This window comes from Salinivibrio sp. PR919 (assembly GCF_001995355.1).
Classification (GTDB): Bacteria; Pseudomonadota; Gammaproteobacteria; order Enterobacterales; family Vibrionaceae; genus Salinivibrio; species Salinivibrio proteolyticus.
Window position 1 is genome coordinate 34,350 of sequence record NZ_MUFL01000005.1, and the last position, 15,619, is coordinate 49,968.

General features: G+C 49.1%; 14 protein-coding genes. 2 read left to right on the forward strand and 12 right to left on the reverse strand.

Annotation, left to right across the window (positions count from 1 at the left end; genetic code table 11):
* The first annotated feature begins 212 nt into the window (after positions 1–212).
* Positions 213–1,880: an asparagine synthase B gene (gene asnB / locus BZG83_RS01690; RefSeq protein WP_077479118.1), complete on the forward strand. Its 1,668-nt coding sequence runs from the start codon at positions 213–215 to the stop codon at positions 1,878–1,880.
* Between the two features lie 71 nt (positions 1,881–1,951).
* On the opposite strand, the gene BZG83_RS01695 is transcribed toward asnB, so the two are convergent.
* The 10 genes from BZG83_RS01695 to BZG83_RS01740 all read right to left on the reverse strand — a co-directional run bounded on the left by BZG83_RS01695 (position 1,952) and on the right by BZG83_RS01740 (position 12,484).
* Positions 1,952–3,253 carry an inosine/guanosine kinase gene (locus BZG83_RS01695; RefSeq protein ID WP_069588683.1) on the reverse strand — a complete coding sequence of 434 codons (1,302 nt, stop codon included), beginning with the start codon at positions 3,251–3,253 and terminating at the stop codon, positions 1,952–1,954.
* A gap of 89 nt (positions 3,254–3,342) precedes the next feature.
* Positions 3,343–4,317: a ferrochelatase gene (gene hemH, locus BZG83_RS01700; RefSeq protein WP_077479119.1), complete on the reverse strand. Its 975-nt coding sequence runs from the start codon at positions 4,315–4,317 to the stop codon at positions 3,343–3,345.
* 181 nt (positions 4,318–4,498) lie between these two features.
* Positions 4,499–5,143 (reverse strand): adenylate kinase, encoded by a 645-nt coding sequence (adk, locus tag BZG83_RS01705; RefSeq protein WP_077455231.1) that lies wholly within the window; start codon positions 5,141–5,143, stop codon positions 4,499–4,501.
* A 155-nt stretch (positions 5,144–5,298) separates the two neighbouring features.
* Positions 5,299–7,194: a molecular chaperone HtpG gene (htpG, locus tag BZG83_RS01710; RefSeq protein ID WP_077479120.1), complete on the reverse strand. Its 1,896-nt coding sequence runs from the start codon at positions 7,192–7,194 to the stop codon at positions 5,299–5,301.
* Positions 7,195–7,388: 194 nt separating this feature from the next.
* Entirely contained in the window at positions 7,389–8,162 is a 774-nt protein-coding gene (locus BZG83_RS01715) for a GmrSD restriction endonuclease domain-containing protein (protein ID WP_077479121.1), read from the reverse strand.
* A 172-nt stretch (positions 8,163–8,334) separates the two neighbouring features.
* Complete coding sequence (gene recR, locus BZG83_RS01720) at positions 8,335–8,943, reverse strand: recombination mediator RecR (RefSeq protein WP_069588676.1); 609 nt, start codon at positions 8,941–8,943, stop codon at positions 8,335–8,337.
* 3 nt (positions 8,944–8,946) lie between these two features.
* Entirely contained in the window at positions 8,947–9,276 is a 330-nt protein-coding gene (locus tag BZG83_RS01725; RefSeq protein WP_077479122.1) for a YbaB/EbfC family nucleoid-associated protein, read from the reverse strand.
* 24 nt (positions 9,277–9,300) lie between these two features.
* Positions 9,301–11,406 carry a DNA polymerase III subunit gamma/tau gene (dnaX, locus tag BZG83_RS01730; protein ID WP_077479123.1) on the reverse strand — a complete coding sequence of 702 codons (2,106 nt, stop codon included), beginning with the start codon at positions 11,404–11,406 and terminating at the stop codon, positions 9,301–9,303.
* A gap of 77 nt (positions 11,407–11,483) precedes the next feature.
* Positions 11,484–12,029 carry an adenine phosphoribosyltransferase gene (gene apt / locus BZG83_RS01735; RefSeq protein ID WP_077479124.1) on the reverse strand — a complete coding sequence of 182 codons (546 nt, stop codon included), beginning with the start codon at positions 12,027–12,029 and terminating at the stop codon, positions 11,484–11,486.
* A gap of 38 nt (positions 12,030–12,067) precedes the next feature.
* Positions 12,068–12,484 (reverse strand): YbaN family protein, encoded by a 417-nt coding sequence (locus BZG83_RS01740; protein ID WP_077479125.1) that lies wholly within the window; start codon positions 12,482–12,484, stop codon positions 12,068–12,070.
* Between the two features lie 422 nt (positions 12,485–12,906).
* On the opposite strand from BZG83_RS01740, the gene BZG83_RS01745 reads away from it, so the two are divergent.
* Positions 12,907–13,281 (forward strand): hypothetical protein, encoded by a 375-nt coding sequence (locus tag BZG83_RS01745; protein WP_077479126.1) that lies wholly within the window; start codon positions 12,907–12,909, stop codon positions 13,279–13,281.
* A 113-nt stretch (positions 13,282–13,394) separates the two neighbouring features.
* On the opposite strand, the gene BZG83_RS01750 is transcribed toward BZG83_RS01745, so the two are convergent.
* The gene (locus tag BZG83_RS01750) at positions 13,395–14,042 is read right to left on the reverse strand and encodes a YccT family protein (protein WP_077479127.1); all 648 of its coding nucleotides are present in this window, start codon (positions 14,040–14,042) and stop codon (positions 13,395–13,397) included.
* 103 nt (positions 14,043–14,145) lie between these two features.
* On the reverse strand, positions 14,146–15,135 hold the full coding sequence (locus tag BZG83_RS01755) for a porin (protein ID WP_077479128.1): 990 nt from the start codon (positions 15,133–15,135) through the stop codon (positions 14,146–14,148).
* Positions 15,136–15,619: the final 484 nt, after the last annotated feature.

Sequence of the window (15,619 nt, forward strand, 5' to 3'; positions counted from 1 at the left end):
GCTTTTTTCATCGATGCATAGTCATTTTGTACACACACTGCACTACAATTGTGTTTTATTCACTTAAATTGCCTTTATTTTAAATAAAATTCACACAAAGTGGATTTTTGATAAAGAAATGCTTTTTGAGGCTTGTCTATCCTGATCGTGCAAGGCAGAGTGGTTGTCAACCTGTTATCGCCTTGTTGGCTAGATGAATTTGAGAGGAAAGTATGTGTTCAGTGTTTGGGGTGCTTGATATAAAAACCGACCCACAGCAGCTCCGTGAAGTGGCTTTAAAGATGTCCAAAACCATGCGTCACCGTGGTCCTGACTGGTCGGGCATTTACTCATCCGAGAAAGCTATTTTGGTCCATGAGCGTTTAGCGATTGTCGATTTAAACAGTGGTGCCCAGCCTTTATATAACCAAGATAAAACCCAAGCATTAGCGGTCAATGGCGAAATTTACAACCACAAAGAGTTGCGTGCTGAGTTTGCTTCTGACTATCCATTTCAAACCGAGTCAGATTGCGAAATCATTCTCGCTTTGTATCAGCAAAAAGGACCTGAGCTGCTTGACTACCTCAACGGTATCTTCGCATTTATCCTTTATGATGAGGAGCAAGATGCCTACCTGATTGGCCGTGACCACATTGGTATTATTCCGCTTTACCACGGTCATGATGAACACGGCAACTACTACGTGGCTTCGGAAATGAAAGCCTTAACGCCTGTGTGCAAGAGCATCAGTGAATTTCCTCCGGGCCATTTCCTATGGAGTAAACAAGGCGAGCCGGTGCGCTATTACAAGCGTGATTGGATGGACTATGACGGTGTGAAAGAAAACACAACCGATAAAGCGGCGTTGAAAGAAGCACTCGAAGCCGCAGTTCACCGCCAACTCATGACCGACGTTCCTTACGGCGTGTTGCTTTCTGGTGGACTCGACTCGTCCGTGATTTCTGCCATCACCAAACAATTTGCGGCCAACCGCATCGAAGATGACGATCAAAGCCAAGCATGGTGGCCTCGTCTTCACTCGTTTGCTATCGGCCTTGAAGGCGCCCCCGATTTGAAAGCCGCCAAGGAAGTGGCGAATCATCTTGGCACGGTTCATCATGAGTTTACCTACACCATTCAAGAAGGGCTGGATGCGATTCGTGACGTGATTTATCACATTGAAACCTATGACGTCACCACAATCCGTGCCTCCACGCCGATGTACCTGATGTCTCGTAAGATCCGCGCGATGGGGATCAAAATGGTGCTCTCCGGTGAAGGCGCCGATGAAGTCTTTGGCGGGTATTTATACTTCCATAAAGCGCCAAGTGCGAAAGAGTTTCACGAAGAAACGGTGCGCAAGTTACTTGCTCTCAACATGTTTGACTGCGCACGTGCGAACAAATCCATGGCAGCATGGGGCGTGGAAGCACGCGTACCTTTCCTCGACAAAGCCTTCTTAGAAGTGGCGATGCAGATCAAGCCAGACGATAAGATGTGCGGCAACGGAAAAATGGAAAAACACATTATCCGCGAATGCTTTGGAGACCTACTTCCTGATTCGGTAGCATGGCGCCAAAAAGAGCAATTCAGTGATGGCGTTGGGTATGGCTGGATTGATACCTTAAAAGCGATCGCCGAAGAGAAGGTGACGGATCAGCAGCTCGAAACCGCGGCTTTCCGGTTCCCTTATAACACGCCAACCACTAAAGAGGCGTATATGTACCGCGAGATCTTTGCAGAGCTCTTCCCGCTCGACGATGCGGCGAAATGCGTACCAGGCGGCCCGTCGATCGCTTGCTCAAGTGCCAAAGCGATTGAGTGGGATGAATCTTTCAAAAACCAAGCCGATCCGTCTGGTCGTGCCGTACGCACTGTACATGAAAAAGCGTATCAATAAGCGCAAAATGATGGGCGCACCATAGATTAGAAACAAAAAAACCGCCGATTGGCGGTTTTTTTACTAGAGGCTTATCGCTCCCAATACGCCTCTTCAAGGCTATCCTCTCGCTCAGGCAGCCCACGTGATAAACGCGGTGAGTGCTGCGCCAACACTTCATAGCTGACACGGTTCGCATACTTGCACACTTGCGAGAAAGAGGAGTAGGTCATAAATGGGTATTGGTGCTTACTCGAATTGGGTACATTGTCACGATGATAGCGATTCGCAGACATATCATGCAGCAACGCTGATAGAGCACCATCTCCAGCACCATTGGTGTTCTTAATCCGCTCAGGCCCGCCCATATAGGGAGCAATGTGAGAGTATATTTTAATCGGCGTTTCACAGTCCGCTTTCATCATCGGACGGCTAAATTCATACATGTTGAATTCAGGGATCGCACCTGGCAGCAACGGCAAGGTGGTTTGACGTTTCGACTTATCCTCAGTGTAACCGGCCATATACAAACCAATTGGTCCTGCAGTACACAACACCATATCCACCCACTGCAGTGCAGCATCGGCCGCTAAGAGCGGATCGCTCTCACCGGTTAAGGCTTCACCCTCATCTTCATTCATCGCTACGACGCTAACGTGCTCGGAAAGAAAGTCACGCCACCATTGTGGGTTTTGCTCAATCACAAACTTGGTGCCGAGCGTCATAACCACGGGCACGTTGTGCTTTTTCGCATATTCAATGGCGCGCATGGTCGCTTGCGGCATTGGATCACCTTCTTTACAGCGAACCAAATACGCAGTGAGTACCAACGCAGAAGCGTTTTCAAAGATATGCTCAGGAATTGAATCAGGATGGAGTTGGTTCATCAAGCCTTCGTTGATGGCGAACGTACGCTCACCACAATCGCCAATCAAGGCGTAACAACGACCAATTGGGCCCTGCACTGGCTGCAGGTAGTTAAGATCCATCCGGCTTGAGGTGTTGCACAGGTAGCGGTAAGAATAGCTACCTATTCGAATATCTTGGCTCATCACCCCTAGCAAGATAGATTGATCATCCGCCAGCGCTGAATAATTGTGTAAGGTGTTACCGATGGTGCCACCCGCAAACTCATGAGTGACAAGATTGTTGTCTTTTAATTCTTGATACAGTGCTTCTGCGCGCTCATCGTCGATGACAAGCGAGTGCCCTTTACTTAACTGATACCGCTCCAGAAATTCATCAGGCACTTTTGCTTCAATGTCGACCAAGGTTTGGTCGATACCAATCACGTGCGGGCGCTTAAAGCCACGTTCGCTGGCTGGGTTGAGCAAAGGATCACGGGCGTGAACCGGAAAATAGTGCTTAGACTTGCGTTGTCCTGGAAATTTCATGGTTCGTGTAACTAGCTAATGGAAGGGAGGCGCGAATTCTATCACAGAATTCGCGCATGCGTAGCGTCTACACGATGAAATTTATTGCCCTACCAACCTTGTGTATGTTGGGCCACCAGCGACGCCATCAGGTGAATATGAGCCTCATCGTCGTTTAAGCATGGAATAAATCGGAAGCGTTCGCCACCTGCCTCGAGGAAGGTGTCACGACATTGCTCAGCAATTTCTTCTAAGGTTTCAAGGCAGTCAGCCGAAAAAGCTGGGGTCATAATATCGAGGGTTTTCACCCCTTTGCTGGGTAACGTCTCTAAGGTCTTATCGGTGTAAGGCTTGAGCCACTCCTCTCGTCCGAAACGGGACTGATAGGTCATCATGATCTCGTTATCCGCAAGCCCGAGTTCCGCTTGCAGCAGCGATGTGGTTTGCTCACAGTGCCGAGGATAAGGGTCGCCATTATCGGCAAAACGCTGCGGTATGCCGTGATAAGAACAAAGTAGCAAGTCACCTTTCCCATGCACTTGCCAATGCTGCTTCACCGAATGGGCTAACGCGGCTTGATAAAGCGGGTGATCATGATAGTGGTTCACATACCGCAACGCAGGGATCACTGGGCGCCCTTTCAATGATTTAGCCACTTTATCGAAAACCGCGGCGGTGGTGGTGGCAGAATATTGTGGATAAAGCGGCAAAACCAACACCTTATCGCAGCCCTTTGCTTGCAGCTCATCAAGCCCTTGGGCAATGGACGGATTACCGTAGGTCATTCCAAGCGCAACCGGAACCGACACCTGTTCAGCCAGCGCTTTTTGCTGACGTTTGGCATACACCATCAGTGGCGACCCCTCCTCCATCCAAATACTTTGATACAGCTTAGCTACTTTCGGTGAACGAATCGGCAGTATCACGCCATGTAATAATGGGCACCATAACCAACGGGTTAAATCAACCACACGATGATCATGTAGAAATTCAGAAAGAAAGGCTTTCACTGACTGTGAGGTCGGCGCTTCTGGGGTTCCGAGGTTGACCAATAGCACACCGACTTGATTGTGTTTTTCCGTCATTTTGATTGTATTCCTTGGCGGCAATCTTAGAACAGACTGGCGTATAAACGATTTACCCGAACCAGTACGGTAACAATTTGATTTTGGGCTAGCTTGCCATAAAAAAACCGGAGCGACTAATCGTCTGCTCCGGTTTCTGCAATCGATATACTCAATCTTCTCCTTGGGAGAACATCCAGTGTTAGCCTAGGGCTTTTTCAATCTCAACACTGACGTCTGCCACCGCTTGGGTGCCGTCAAAGGTGAAGTACTGCGTATTGCCTGCATCCGCCTCTTTTTTGTAGTAAGCAATCAAAGGCGCGGTTTGATCATGGTAAACCTTCAGGCGCGCACGCACTGTTTCTTCTTTGTCGTCATCACGAACAACCAGCTCTTCACCAGTCACATCGTCTTTGCCTTCCACTTTCGGTGGGTTATACACCACGTGGTAGGTGCGGCCTGACGCCAAGTGAGCACGACGACCACTCATACGCTCCACAATCACATCGTCTGGCACGTCAAACTCGAGCACGTAATCAATCGCAACTCCGATTTCTTTTAGGCCATCCGCTTGTGGAATTGTACGTGGGAACCCATCTAGCAAGAACCCTTTGGCACAATCATCTTGCGAGATACGCTCTTTAACCAGACCCAGAATGATGTCATCTGACACCAACTCGCCAGCATCAATAACCGCTTTGGCTTGTTTGCCCAGCTCAGTGCCCGCTTTAATCGCGGCGCGCAGCATGTCACCGGTAGAAATCTGCGGAATCCCGTATTTTTCCATGATGAACTGCGCTTGCGTCCCTTTACCCGCGCCCGGTGCACCCAACAGAATGATGCGCATAGTGATCCCCTTTTATCGTTTTTGGAGTTTCGTAAAACTGCGTCTATTCGCAAAGACCCGAAACATACACGCTTCACGAAACGCTATCAAGCCCGGCAATCCGGCCGGGCTTGTTGGTCGCTGTTCAGTATGTCGCTTTCACAGCACGTTGTCGATTATACCTTAGTCAGAAGCTTGTTCACCGACGCCAAGAACTCAGACGGGTCATCCATGCTTCCTTTTTCTGCCAGCATCGCTTGACCTAGCAGCATTTCTACCCAGGTACCAAACTTCTCTTCATCGCTCTCATCCGCCATACGCTTGACAAGATCATGCTCTGGGTTGAGCTCGAAGATATATTTCACTTCCGGCGCTTGTTGCCCAGCCGCTTCGAGCAGTTTCGCCATCTGGGTACCCATCTCAAATTGGTCGGTCACCACGACCGCAGGCGTGCCGGATAGTTTGAACGTCGGACGAACATCTTTCACGCGCTCACCTAAATGAGACTTCACGCGCTCGACCACAGACTCAAACGCTTTTTCGGTTTCTTCACGCTTGGCTTTGGCTTCTTCGTCGTCAAACTGGCTAAGATCGAGGTCTGCTTTGGTAATCGCTTGGAATTGCTTACCATCAAACTCAGTGAGGTAGCTCATCAGCCACTCATCGATGCGATCGTACATCAAGATAACTTCAATGCCTTTCGCCTTGAATTGCTCAAGGTGTGGGCTGTGCTTCGCAGCGTTGTAGCTATCTGCAGTGATGTAGTAAATTTTCTCTTGCTCGTCTTTCATGCGCGACACGTAGTCCGCCAATGAAACGGTTTGCTCCGCACTGTCTTCGTGCGTCGAGGCAAAGCGCAGCAAGCCCGCAATTTTTTCTTTGTTGCCAAAGTCTTCAGCCGGACCTTCTTTAAGTACCAGACCAAACTCACGCCAGAAGGTTTGATACTTCTCCGCGTCGTTTTTAGCCAACTTCTCGAGCATAGATAGCACGCGCTTAGTGCAAGCACTGCGCAGTGATTGAGTGATCTTGTTATCTTGCAAGATCTCACGAGAGACGTTGAGCGGCAGATCATTCGAGTCAATCAGACCACGGATAAAGCGCAAGTAACTTGGCATAAATTGCGACGCATCATCCATAATGAACACGCGTTGCACGTACAGTTTCAAACCGTGTTTGTGCTCACGGTTGAACAGATCCCACGGTGCTTTCGACGGGACATATAGCAAGCTTGTGTAGTCATTTTTACCTTCGACACGGTTGTGGCTCCATGTCAGTGGCTCCGCGAAATCGTGTGAGACGTGCTTATAAAACTCTTTATACTCGTCCGCGCTAATGTCTGATTTAGAACGGGTCCACAAAGCTTGTGCTTTATTGACCTTTTCCCATTTGCCCTCGCCAGTTTCCTTGCCTTCGTCGTCTTTTTCGACGGTCCACATTTCAACCGGAATACCGATGTGATCAGAGTATTTGCCAATCACCTCGCGCAAGCGCCAGTCGTTGAGGAATTCTTTCTCATCGTCATTCAGATGCAAGATAATATCGGTGCCGCGTTCAGCTTTCTCGATAGGCTCTAGGGTGTATTCGCCTTCACCGGTAGATTCCCAGCATACAGCTTGGTCTGCCGCCAGACCGGCAGCACGGGTGTGCACGGTCACCTTGTCGGCAACGATAAAGGCAGAATAAAAGCCCACGCCAAACTGACCAATCAAGTTGGAATCTTTGCTTTGATCTTCATTGAGTTGCTTTAGAAACTCTTCTGTCCCTGACTTCGCGATGGTCCCAAGGTTGGCGATCACATCATCTCGGCTCATACCAATGCCGTTATCAGAGATAGTCAGCGTACCTGCATCCTTGTCTACTGAGAGGCGTACACGTAAATCCCCATCATTTTCGTACAATTCAGGGGCCGAAAGTGCTTTAAAACGAAGCTTGTCCGCCGCGTCTGACGCATTCGAGACTAGCTCACGCAGGAAAATCTCTTTGTTTGAGTAGAGTGAATGGATCATCAATTGCAACAGCTTGGATGTATCAGAGCCAAACTGGTGTTTTTCTGGGGTTTTCACGCTCATGTCAATCTACCTAAAGCTATGATAATTAAACGCCAAGTGAGCCCGAAGCGGACCACCTGATGACGAATTGGATAAAGTCTCTTTGGATATAGGGGCCGCTCGCGACGCTTTCAAGGCTTAACTGACCAAAAATAAATCACTTAGCCATCTATTCGCGTCATCAAGCAAAGCAGCCACAAGTTCACCCAGCCTTGCTATCCCCGCGGCCCGTAACCACAGGCGGCAAGCCAATGGTTCACGGCCTCCCGCTCACTGGGCACGTAGTGGAGTTGGTAACGGGCGACGATACGATCAAAACGATAGACATAGTCACAACGCAGTGTCTCGAGCGGCGGCAGCCATTCATCAGGCCCTTTCGCGCCTTTTTGTGCATTCAGCGCATCATCGGCGATCAGCAGGTTGTCGGGGTCATTGGCAAATTGGGCTTTTTTCTTCCGAGACCATACCTCGCCACCGTGACCGTGGGCCCACTTCAATGGCACAAGGTGATCAATGTCGACATCACTGGCTTGGGTAAACGACTGGCCCGTCAACGCGCCAACCCATAATCCCGTGGCAACCGTGCAGCGATTATCCCGTGTGTAGGTCACAGGCACTTGGCTCCGGGCAATCAGGACTTCAGCACGGGTGTTTTGGCAATCTTTGTCCTCGTCCAACCAATGGGGCCAATGGTCTCGCTGATAGGGTCCAGAGAAAGGACGCCCATCGCGCAACGCCGCGTTGGTTTCTTGATGGACAAGCGCTTTTGGAGAAGACGTCGCCCGCTTAGGTAAGCGCCCGCCTGCCTCAAGACAGGCTGACAGCGAGTTAAATGCGGTAAATCGCGTGACGCGGGTGTAATAGGGACTATTGGTGTCGTGACAAATGCCCGATTTTGAGCGCTTAACTGGCTCGGCCTGAGCCAGGCTACTGACCAATGCGCTTGCGAGAAAGAAGTTTACAAGAAAGAAAGAGAGAAAACGCTTCATACGTTAAGCACGTTTAGTAATGAGTGATTACACAACAGCGCTTAACGACTAGTTTGTCAACAATCAAATGATTGATTGCACACTTACTAGTCAAGGAGGAGAAAAAAGAAAAGCCTGACCAAGTCAGGCTTAGAAATTAGTGCGTCATGGTACAGCGCGTCATGCTTCTCAGCTAGTTATAGCTTAAGCGCTGCCGCCCAATGATCGAGTGTGAGAGTGTGGTGCCGTCCACCAGCTCAAGCTCTCCACCCATAGGCACACCGTGGGCAATACGGCTGGCTTGCACATCGTGTTCTCGACATAGCTCTGCAATATATTGCGCCGTTGCTTCGCCTTCAACGGTTGGGTTGGTAGCGAGGATCAGCTCTTCAATGGGCTCATGCGTGAGGCGTTTTTCCAACACGTCTAAGCCGATATCGGCAGGACCAATACCATCTAATGGCGACAAATGCCCCATTAATACAAAGTAACGCCCAGAATATTGCCCGGTCGCTTCAACCGCGGCGATATCCGCTGGGCTCTCAACCACACAAATTAAGCCCGTTTGCTGACGTCGAGGATTGTCGCAAATCGCACAAACCTCTTCTTCAGTGAAGGTGCGACACTGGCTGCAATGACCAATCTCTGTCATCGCTGCAGTCAGCGCTTGCGCCAACTCGATACCACCCTGACGATTGCGTTGAAGCAGATGATAGGCCATACGCTGCGCTGATTTGGGGCCGACCCCAGGCAAGCAGCGCAGCGCGTCCATCAGTTGTTCAAGTAACTGACTGGTACGCATGGATTAAAACGGCATTTTCATGCCTGGTGGTAGCTGCATACCACCTGTCACTTCGGCCATTTTCTCTTTTTGCTGCTCTTCGGCACGACGTGCGGCGTCATTGAATGCGGCTGCAACCAGATCTTCCAGCATGTCTTTGTCGTCTTCCATTAGGCTGTCATCGATTTCAACTCGACGAACGCTATGGCTACCCGTCATGGTGACTTTTACCATGCCTGCGCCCGACTCACCGGTGACTTCCATATTGGCAATTTCTTCCTGAACTTTTTGCATGCGCTCTTGCATTTGCTGCGCCTGCTTCATCAGGTTACCCATTCCGCCTTTACCAAACATAATTCTCTCTCTTGGTTAGGTGTTCTAAATTGGTCGAATGCTGTCTTCATCCAGTTCCGCAGCAAAACGCTGCAGAATAAAACCGACATTCGGATCATTATGCAAGCTCTGTGTCGCCTGCGCTAATTTTTGTTGATAGAGATGTTCTCGCCACTCTAATGGCGTTCGCCCGCTATCGCCTAAATGGACTTCCAATGTTATGGGGGCATTTAGGGCCTGAGACAAGGCCTGTGCGAGCTGTTGTTGTGCTTTTTCTTTATTGAGGTGAGCCTGATCAGGACGTAAGGTCAACACCACCGTATTGCCCTCACGCACCATCGACGCATTCAGTGCCATTTGCTTCACCAAGCGCGGCACCACCAAACTGTCTGCCAACGCACACCAGTGATCCTCCACGTTCGCTTCATGGACAAGCTTGTCCCGCATCGCTGGTGTTTTTTCATGCTCCAGCGCCTTTTTCAGCGCATTTGGCGTTAAATGCGTGGCTGTCGCTTTCTCGGGCTGCGGTTGAGTCGGCGTCCATTGATAAGGTTCATCAGACACCGGCGCCGTTTCAGCCGTTTTTTGATGAGACAATGCCGCCGGCGCTTGCTCAAAAGAGGAGTCGGACACCGGCGACGCAGGCTGGGCATTCGCAGTAATACGATCCAGCACTGATAACGCATCTTGCTTGGCCGATGTCCGTTCAGTCTTTTTTGGCGTGTTATCCGTCTGACTCGATTGACGTTTCATGCGACTACGAAGTTGATTCCGCGCCTGAATCAAACTGGATGCCGCAGATTGAGGGGCAGCCTGAGCTTCCTCCGCACTATCCGGCTGCGTCGACGCTGGCTGTTGCGCCTGTGGCTCAGATTGTGATTGAGGTTGCGCCGACTGTGGAGCTGGCACGGCCTGCTCCCTTGGCGTCGATGTTGCTTGCTGCACCTGCGCTTTTAATGCCCCAATCGCCTGAGCCGGATCGGTATGCGGTTTCTGAGTCGCAGCCTGTTGCGTTTGAGGGGCTTGGGTCGGCACAGAAATCGCCTTGGGTTCATAGGGGACTGTTTTGACCGGTTGGAATGCCAACATCCGCAACAACACCATTTCCAGCCCCGCACGTCCATCAGGAGCATACGGTAAATCTTGACGACCCTGCAGCGCCATTTGATAGCACAATTGCACATCTTGTGGCGACAGTCGGGTCGCCAGTGCATGCAAGCGTGCTTTGTCCGGTGACGCCTCGCTATGCGTATTAGGTAACGCTTGCAGTAAAGCGATTTGATGCAGTTGCCCAGCCAGCTCTTTGAGTAAACCGTCCCATTCAACACCTATGTGAGCAATCTGCTCTAAGGCACTCATCAGCTCCAGCGCATCGTGGTTAACCAGCGCTTCAAGCAGCATCAATGCGTGATCTGTACTCAGTGTACCCAGCATGTCGCTAACCGATGCCGTGGTAATTTGGCCGTTGCCTAGCGCAATCGCTTGGTCGGTTAAGCTCAGTGCATCACGCATGCTGCCTTCAGCCGCGCGAGAAAGTAGCATCAACGCACGCGACTCAGCATCTACGCCCTCTTGCGCCAAGATGGTTTCTAACTGGGTTTGAATTTGGCTGGCATCGAAATGCTTTAAGTGAAATTGCAAACAGCGTGACAGGATAGTCACCGGCAGCTTTTGCGGATCCGTAGTGGCTAATAGGAATTTCACATACTCAGGCGGCTCTTCTAGCGTTTTGAGCAGCGCATTGAAACTATGACGAGACAACATATGGACTTCGTCAATCAAATACACCTTATAGCGACCACGCGCAGGCTTGTACTGAACGTTATCCAGTAAATCGCGGGTATCTTCAACCTTGGTGCGCGATGCCGCATCGATCTCTAATAAATCGACATAACGCCCTTCATCAATCTCTCGGCACGTTTGACACTGACCACAAGGTGATGAAGAAACGCCTTGCTCGCAATTCAGCCCCTTGGCAAAAATACGCGCGATGGTGGTTTTACCTACCCCACGGGTACCACTAAATAAGTAAGCATGATGCAAACGGTCGTGGTCAAGCGCGTTGGCAAGCGCAGTCAGTACATGTTGTTGCCCTGCCACGGTATCAAAGCTGTGTGGCCGCCATTTACGTGCGAGTACTTGATAACTCATGTTTCTCGGCTTCCTATTTGAATATCCAATGAGGCGGAGCGTAACAAGGGCGCACAGCGCCCCAGTATGGAGAGAGACTAGTGGCCGTCAAATTGGCACAGGCTAAATACGTTAACACCCATTTGGGCAAGTTTATCCTCACCACCAATATCGGGTAGGCTGATGACAAAGCCCGCATGCTTCACCTCACCGCCCAGACGACGCACAAGTTTTACTGTCGCCTCAATGGTACCACCGGTCGCCAGTAAGTCATCAATGACAAGCACGTTATCACCGCTGCTAATCGCGTCACGATGAATTTCTAGCGTGTCTTCGCCATATTCAAGTTGGTAGCTTTCACTGATAACTTCACGAGGCAGCTTGCCGGGTTTTCGTACCGGGACGAACGGTAATCCCATTGCAAGTGCCAATGGGGCGCCGAATAAAAATCCGCGCGATTCGGTACCGATGATTTTGGTAAAACCCATGTCACGATACTGGCTCGCGAGTGTATCTATGGTTGCCTGATAGGCAATCGGATCTTCCATCAAGCTAGTTACGTCGCGAAAAAGGATCCCAGGCTTTGGGTAATCAGGAATGGTTTTGATGCTTTGTTTAATGACATTCAAGCTGTCGTTGCTCATGGCCAATACTCGCCGGTAAAAAAACGCAAACCGCAATGTTATGAATTTTCAGCCGAGGCGGCAACAGATTCTGTCTCAGGCAGGCGGAGAAACCAGCATAACAGCACAATTAAGCAAATTAGCAGCATGACTTTTAGCCAAACAAAGCTGACTATATAAATAGAAAAAGCAAAGCTGGCCAGAATCATCACGGTGGCTCGTACTTTTACCTTACGACTAATGGCGCGTTTTTGATACCAATCAGTCAAGATTGGCCCAAAGGTAGGATGTGCATGCAGCCAGTTAGCAATACGGGGTGAACCACGCATAAAGCAGCCACTCGCGAGCAGTAAAAACGGCGTCGTTGGTAGCACCGGCAAAAAAATACCCGCCGTACCTAAGCCGACCCACAGCCAACCAAGGCTATTCCAAAGCCAGCGCCAACGGGGAGAAGAAGATGGCAGTGAGTGTTGCATGCTGTGGTCTCGCAAAGTTCTGGCCTGACGGTGAAATGAAACACATTAACAAGTGTAGTGACCCTCACCCGGCCAGTACAGCACAATACCGCATTTAACCGCTGAACGCGGTCCGCCAGGATAATTAACGACCAAACAAAATACCGATCCAAGTCAGGCTTGCTGGCAAGGTGGGAATAAGGAGTACCAGCAAAAATCCAATGAAATACTTCAGACTATACGGCTCTTTAAAATCATGTTCCATTTTGTTATCTCTACTCACAACAACTTAACAACAGTGAGGCGCTACTATAGCTCAGCTTTCAACCGCTAAAAACGGACCTTTTGTAAGGTTTTATCGTTATTCTTGATTTACATCAGGGTAACAAGTGGGGTGAGTGATCCATGATAAACGTCATTTCAGCCAATCAAGCGAACTGACCATGGATACAAAARCCCTCGCACAGCTTCGGCGTGAGCTCGAAACCGAGCAAGCGGAGCTGATCGCAACCCTAACCACTCKATTACGAGAAGATTGGGAAAAGGAATGCGATAATCTCAATGTGACTGACTTAATAAAAGAAAGTCAAAGCTTGCCAGGCGCGATTCGTTGCCTAGGCGATCGTTTGGAGAAAGTGGACGCCTCTTTGTGTGCCATGGATTTGGAGATCTACGGCCTGTGTGCCGATTGTGAGAGCCAAATACCGCTCAGTGATTTGATGCAAGATGCAGCAGAACAGCGCTGTCCTCAGTGTCGCACATCAAACTACTACCATCACGATCCCGCGCAGCGCCGTGTTGCGACGGACCCGCACTAAGTTAGTGATACTGTGTCGGTCTACTTTCGCTTGTAGCCTGTTTCTCGCTGTTTAAGCGACGAACGCCCAGCTTTGGCTGGGCGTTTTTTGTGCTTGAGTCAAACCATGCCACATTATTCTTGGTCGATAATCCAGCGGCGGAAAGACTTGCGTTCTTGATCGCTTGCTTTGGTATACCAAAGTTTAAGTTGTGAGAGCGCATCGCCCTTGATGGACGTTTTGCCTTCCTCATCCACTTCTACCAAGACATCATTGAGGTTTTTGCTTTCACCTTGGTCTAAAATAATACCATTGGCGCGGTTATAGTCTGCCACTAACGCTTCCATATCTGCGTAAGCAGCAAAACCGTCACCTTTAAGCTCAGTCGCGTTCAACGGCATCACCTCACCACTCTCGAACTCCGCTTGCCATTGTGGGCCTGAAGCAAAATAGCTCGACGCTTGGCTTTGTGCCGAAAGGCGGGTATCAATATCAATGGTGGCATCACGTCCATCGACATTAAAATCAAACACATAAGGGCGAGAGGTAAAAACAACATCTTTGCTGCCGCGCTTCACTTCCCCTTCATAGCGCATCACTAACTGGTGTTTGCCATCGCTTAGTTCAACACTTTGCTGAGGCGCCCAGCTGTCAAATTTCACTTCGGTGCCATCAATCACCAAAAACTCAACACCCCGTGCTGAGGTAATCGTTGCGGCCTGAGCGACACCTGATAACAGGGTGACACCCAACGCTAGTCCAGCCCATTTCAACTGCTTCATTATTCTTTTCTCACTGATTCGCCAAAACCATGAATAAAAAAGCCGCCCGAAGGCGGCTTTTTAGAACGAATACTACATGCTGTAGTGGTATCGTTAAGCTCAATTAGAACTTAACTTCCATACCCGCTACGTAGCCTAGGTCAGCGTTATCTGCGTTAGTATCGCCGATTTCTGCGTATACTTTAGCGTTGCTGTGCAGAGCATATGTCACGTTAGCGTAATAACCGTTGACATTATCACCCTCTTTTGGATCTTGGCGGTCCCAGCCTGCAGCGAAGGTAGTATTGCCCATGGTGTAATCAGCAGCCAAAGAGAAATAATCAGTATCAGCGACTTCCGCACCACCTACAACTCTTTCAGCTTCGCCATTACCATAAGAAGCTGCCAAGCCTACATTTTCAATACCTGCATACTCAACTTCAAACTGATACGCTGTTACATCTGTGCTTGAAGCTGGTTTATCTGCACCAACGTCATCAGCTTTGTAGTAATAGCCACGAATATCGAAGTCAGCTACACGGTAGCCTAAACGCGCATCGATGATAGACAGTTCTGCGTTTCCATCATCATTGCCATCGCTGTCTTGACGCGTAGAAATACCACCATACACTGTGCCGTTGTCGTAGACGTATTTAGCCACTTGCGCACCGTGAGTTGCTTCAGTGCCGTCAAAAGATGAAATTGAAAGCTCATAATCTTTGGTGATACCAATATCATCACTTAGGAGATATTGACGACCGAAAGTGATTTGACCGAAGCTGTCGCTCTTGAAACCTACGAACAGTTCTTTGTTTTCAACGTTACCGTTCGTTGGGTTTTTAGTCAGAGCTTCTTCTGATTCAAACTCAAATGACATACCAGCCAGTACGCTCATTTCAGGCGACACTGCAACTTCAGTATTAACAGCAAGGTCGCCATCATCTAGGCGCCACATACCGTCTTTGTCATTACCAATTTCTTGCATGTACTGAACTTCAGCTGCACCAGATAGGTCTACTTTAACGCCGTCTGCGTCATACAGGTTGATGCTTGCAGATGCTGAGCCAGCAGCCAGCAGAGCTGGAACTGCCATTGCTAGAATAGTCTTTTTCATGGTTAATCCACTGCCTTTTCTATTTAGTCATTATGAGTTCTTTTTTGGAACTCTGTTATATGGTGGCTGTCATAATGCTGCAAAGAACAAAATGCCAATCCACTGAAACTTCGTGGGTAATCGTGCAGAACAATTAGGATTCTGTCAACTCACCCTAAACCGTACAGATCATAACTCACAAAGTTTAAAAAACAAATAGTTAGAAGATTTCGCTGAATGAAGATCACAGTAAACGGTCAGACATTAACCAATCTTGATAAAAGTTAACGACAGCACAAAACAGAATTAAAAACCAAATTAATATAAAAAATATTAATTTTTCAGAATAAAAAACTATTCAATAGCTTAAAATAGGCGCTTTCCTAATCGACAAGTAGAACAGCAAGATAGGGCAAATTGGTTCAATATAAATTCGTGATTGGGATCTCATTAATGTAAAGAAATCTTGCAGTTCGGGATCGTTTTCACGTTTTTGAGTCGTGCT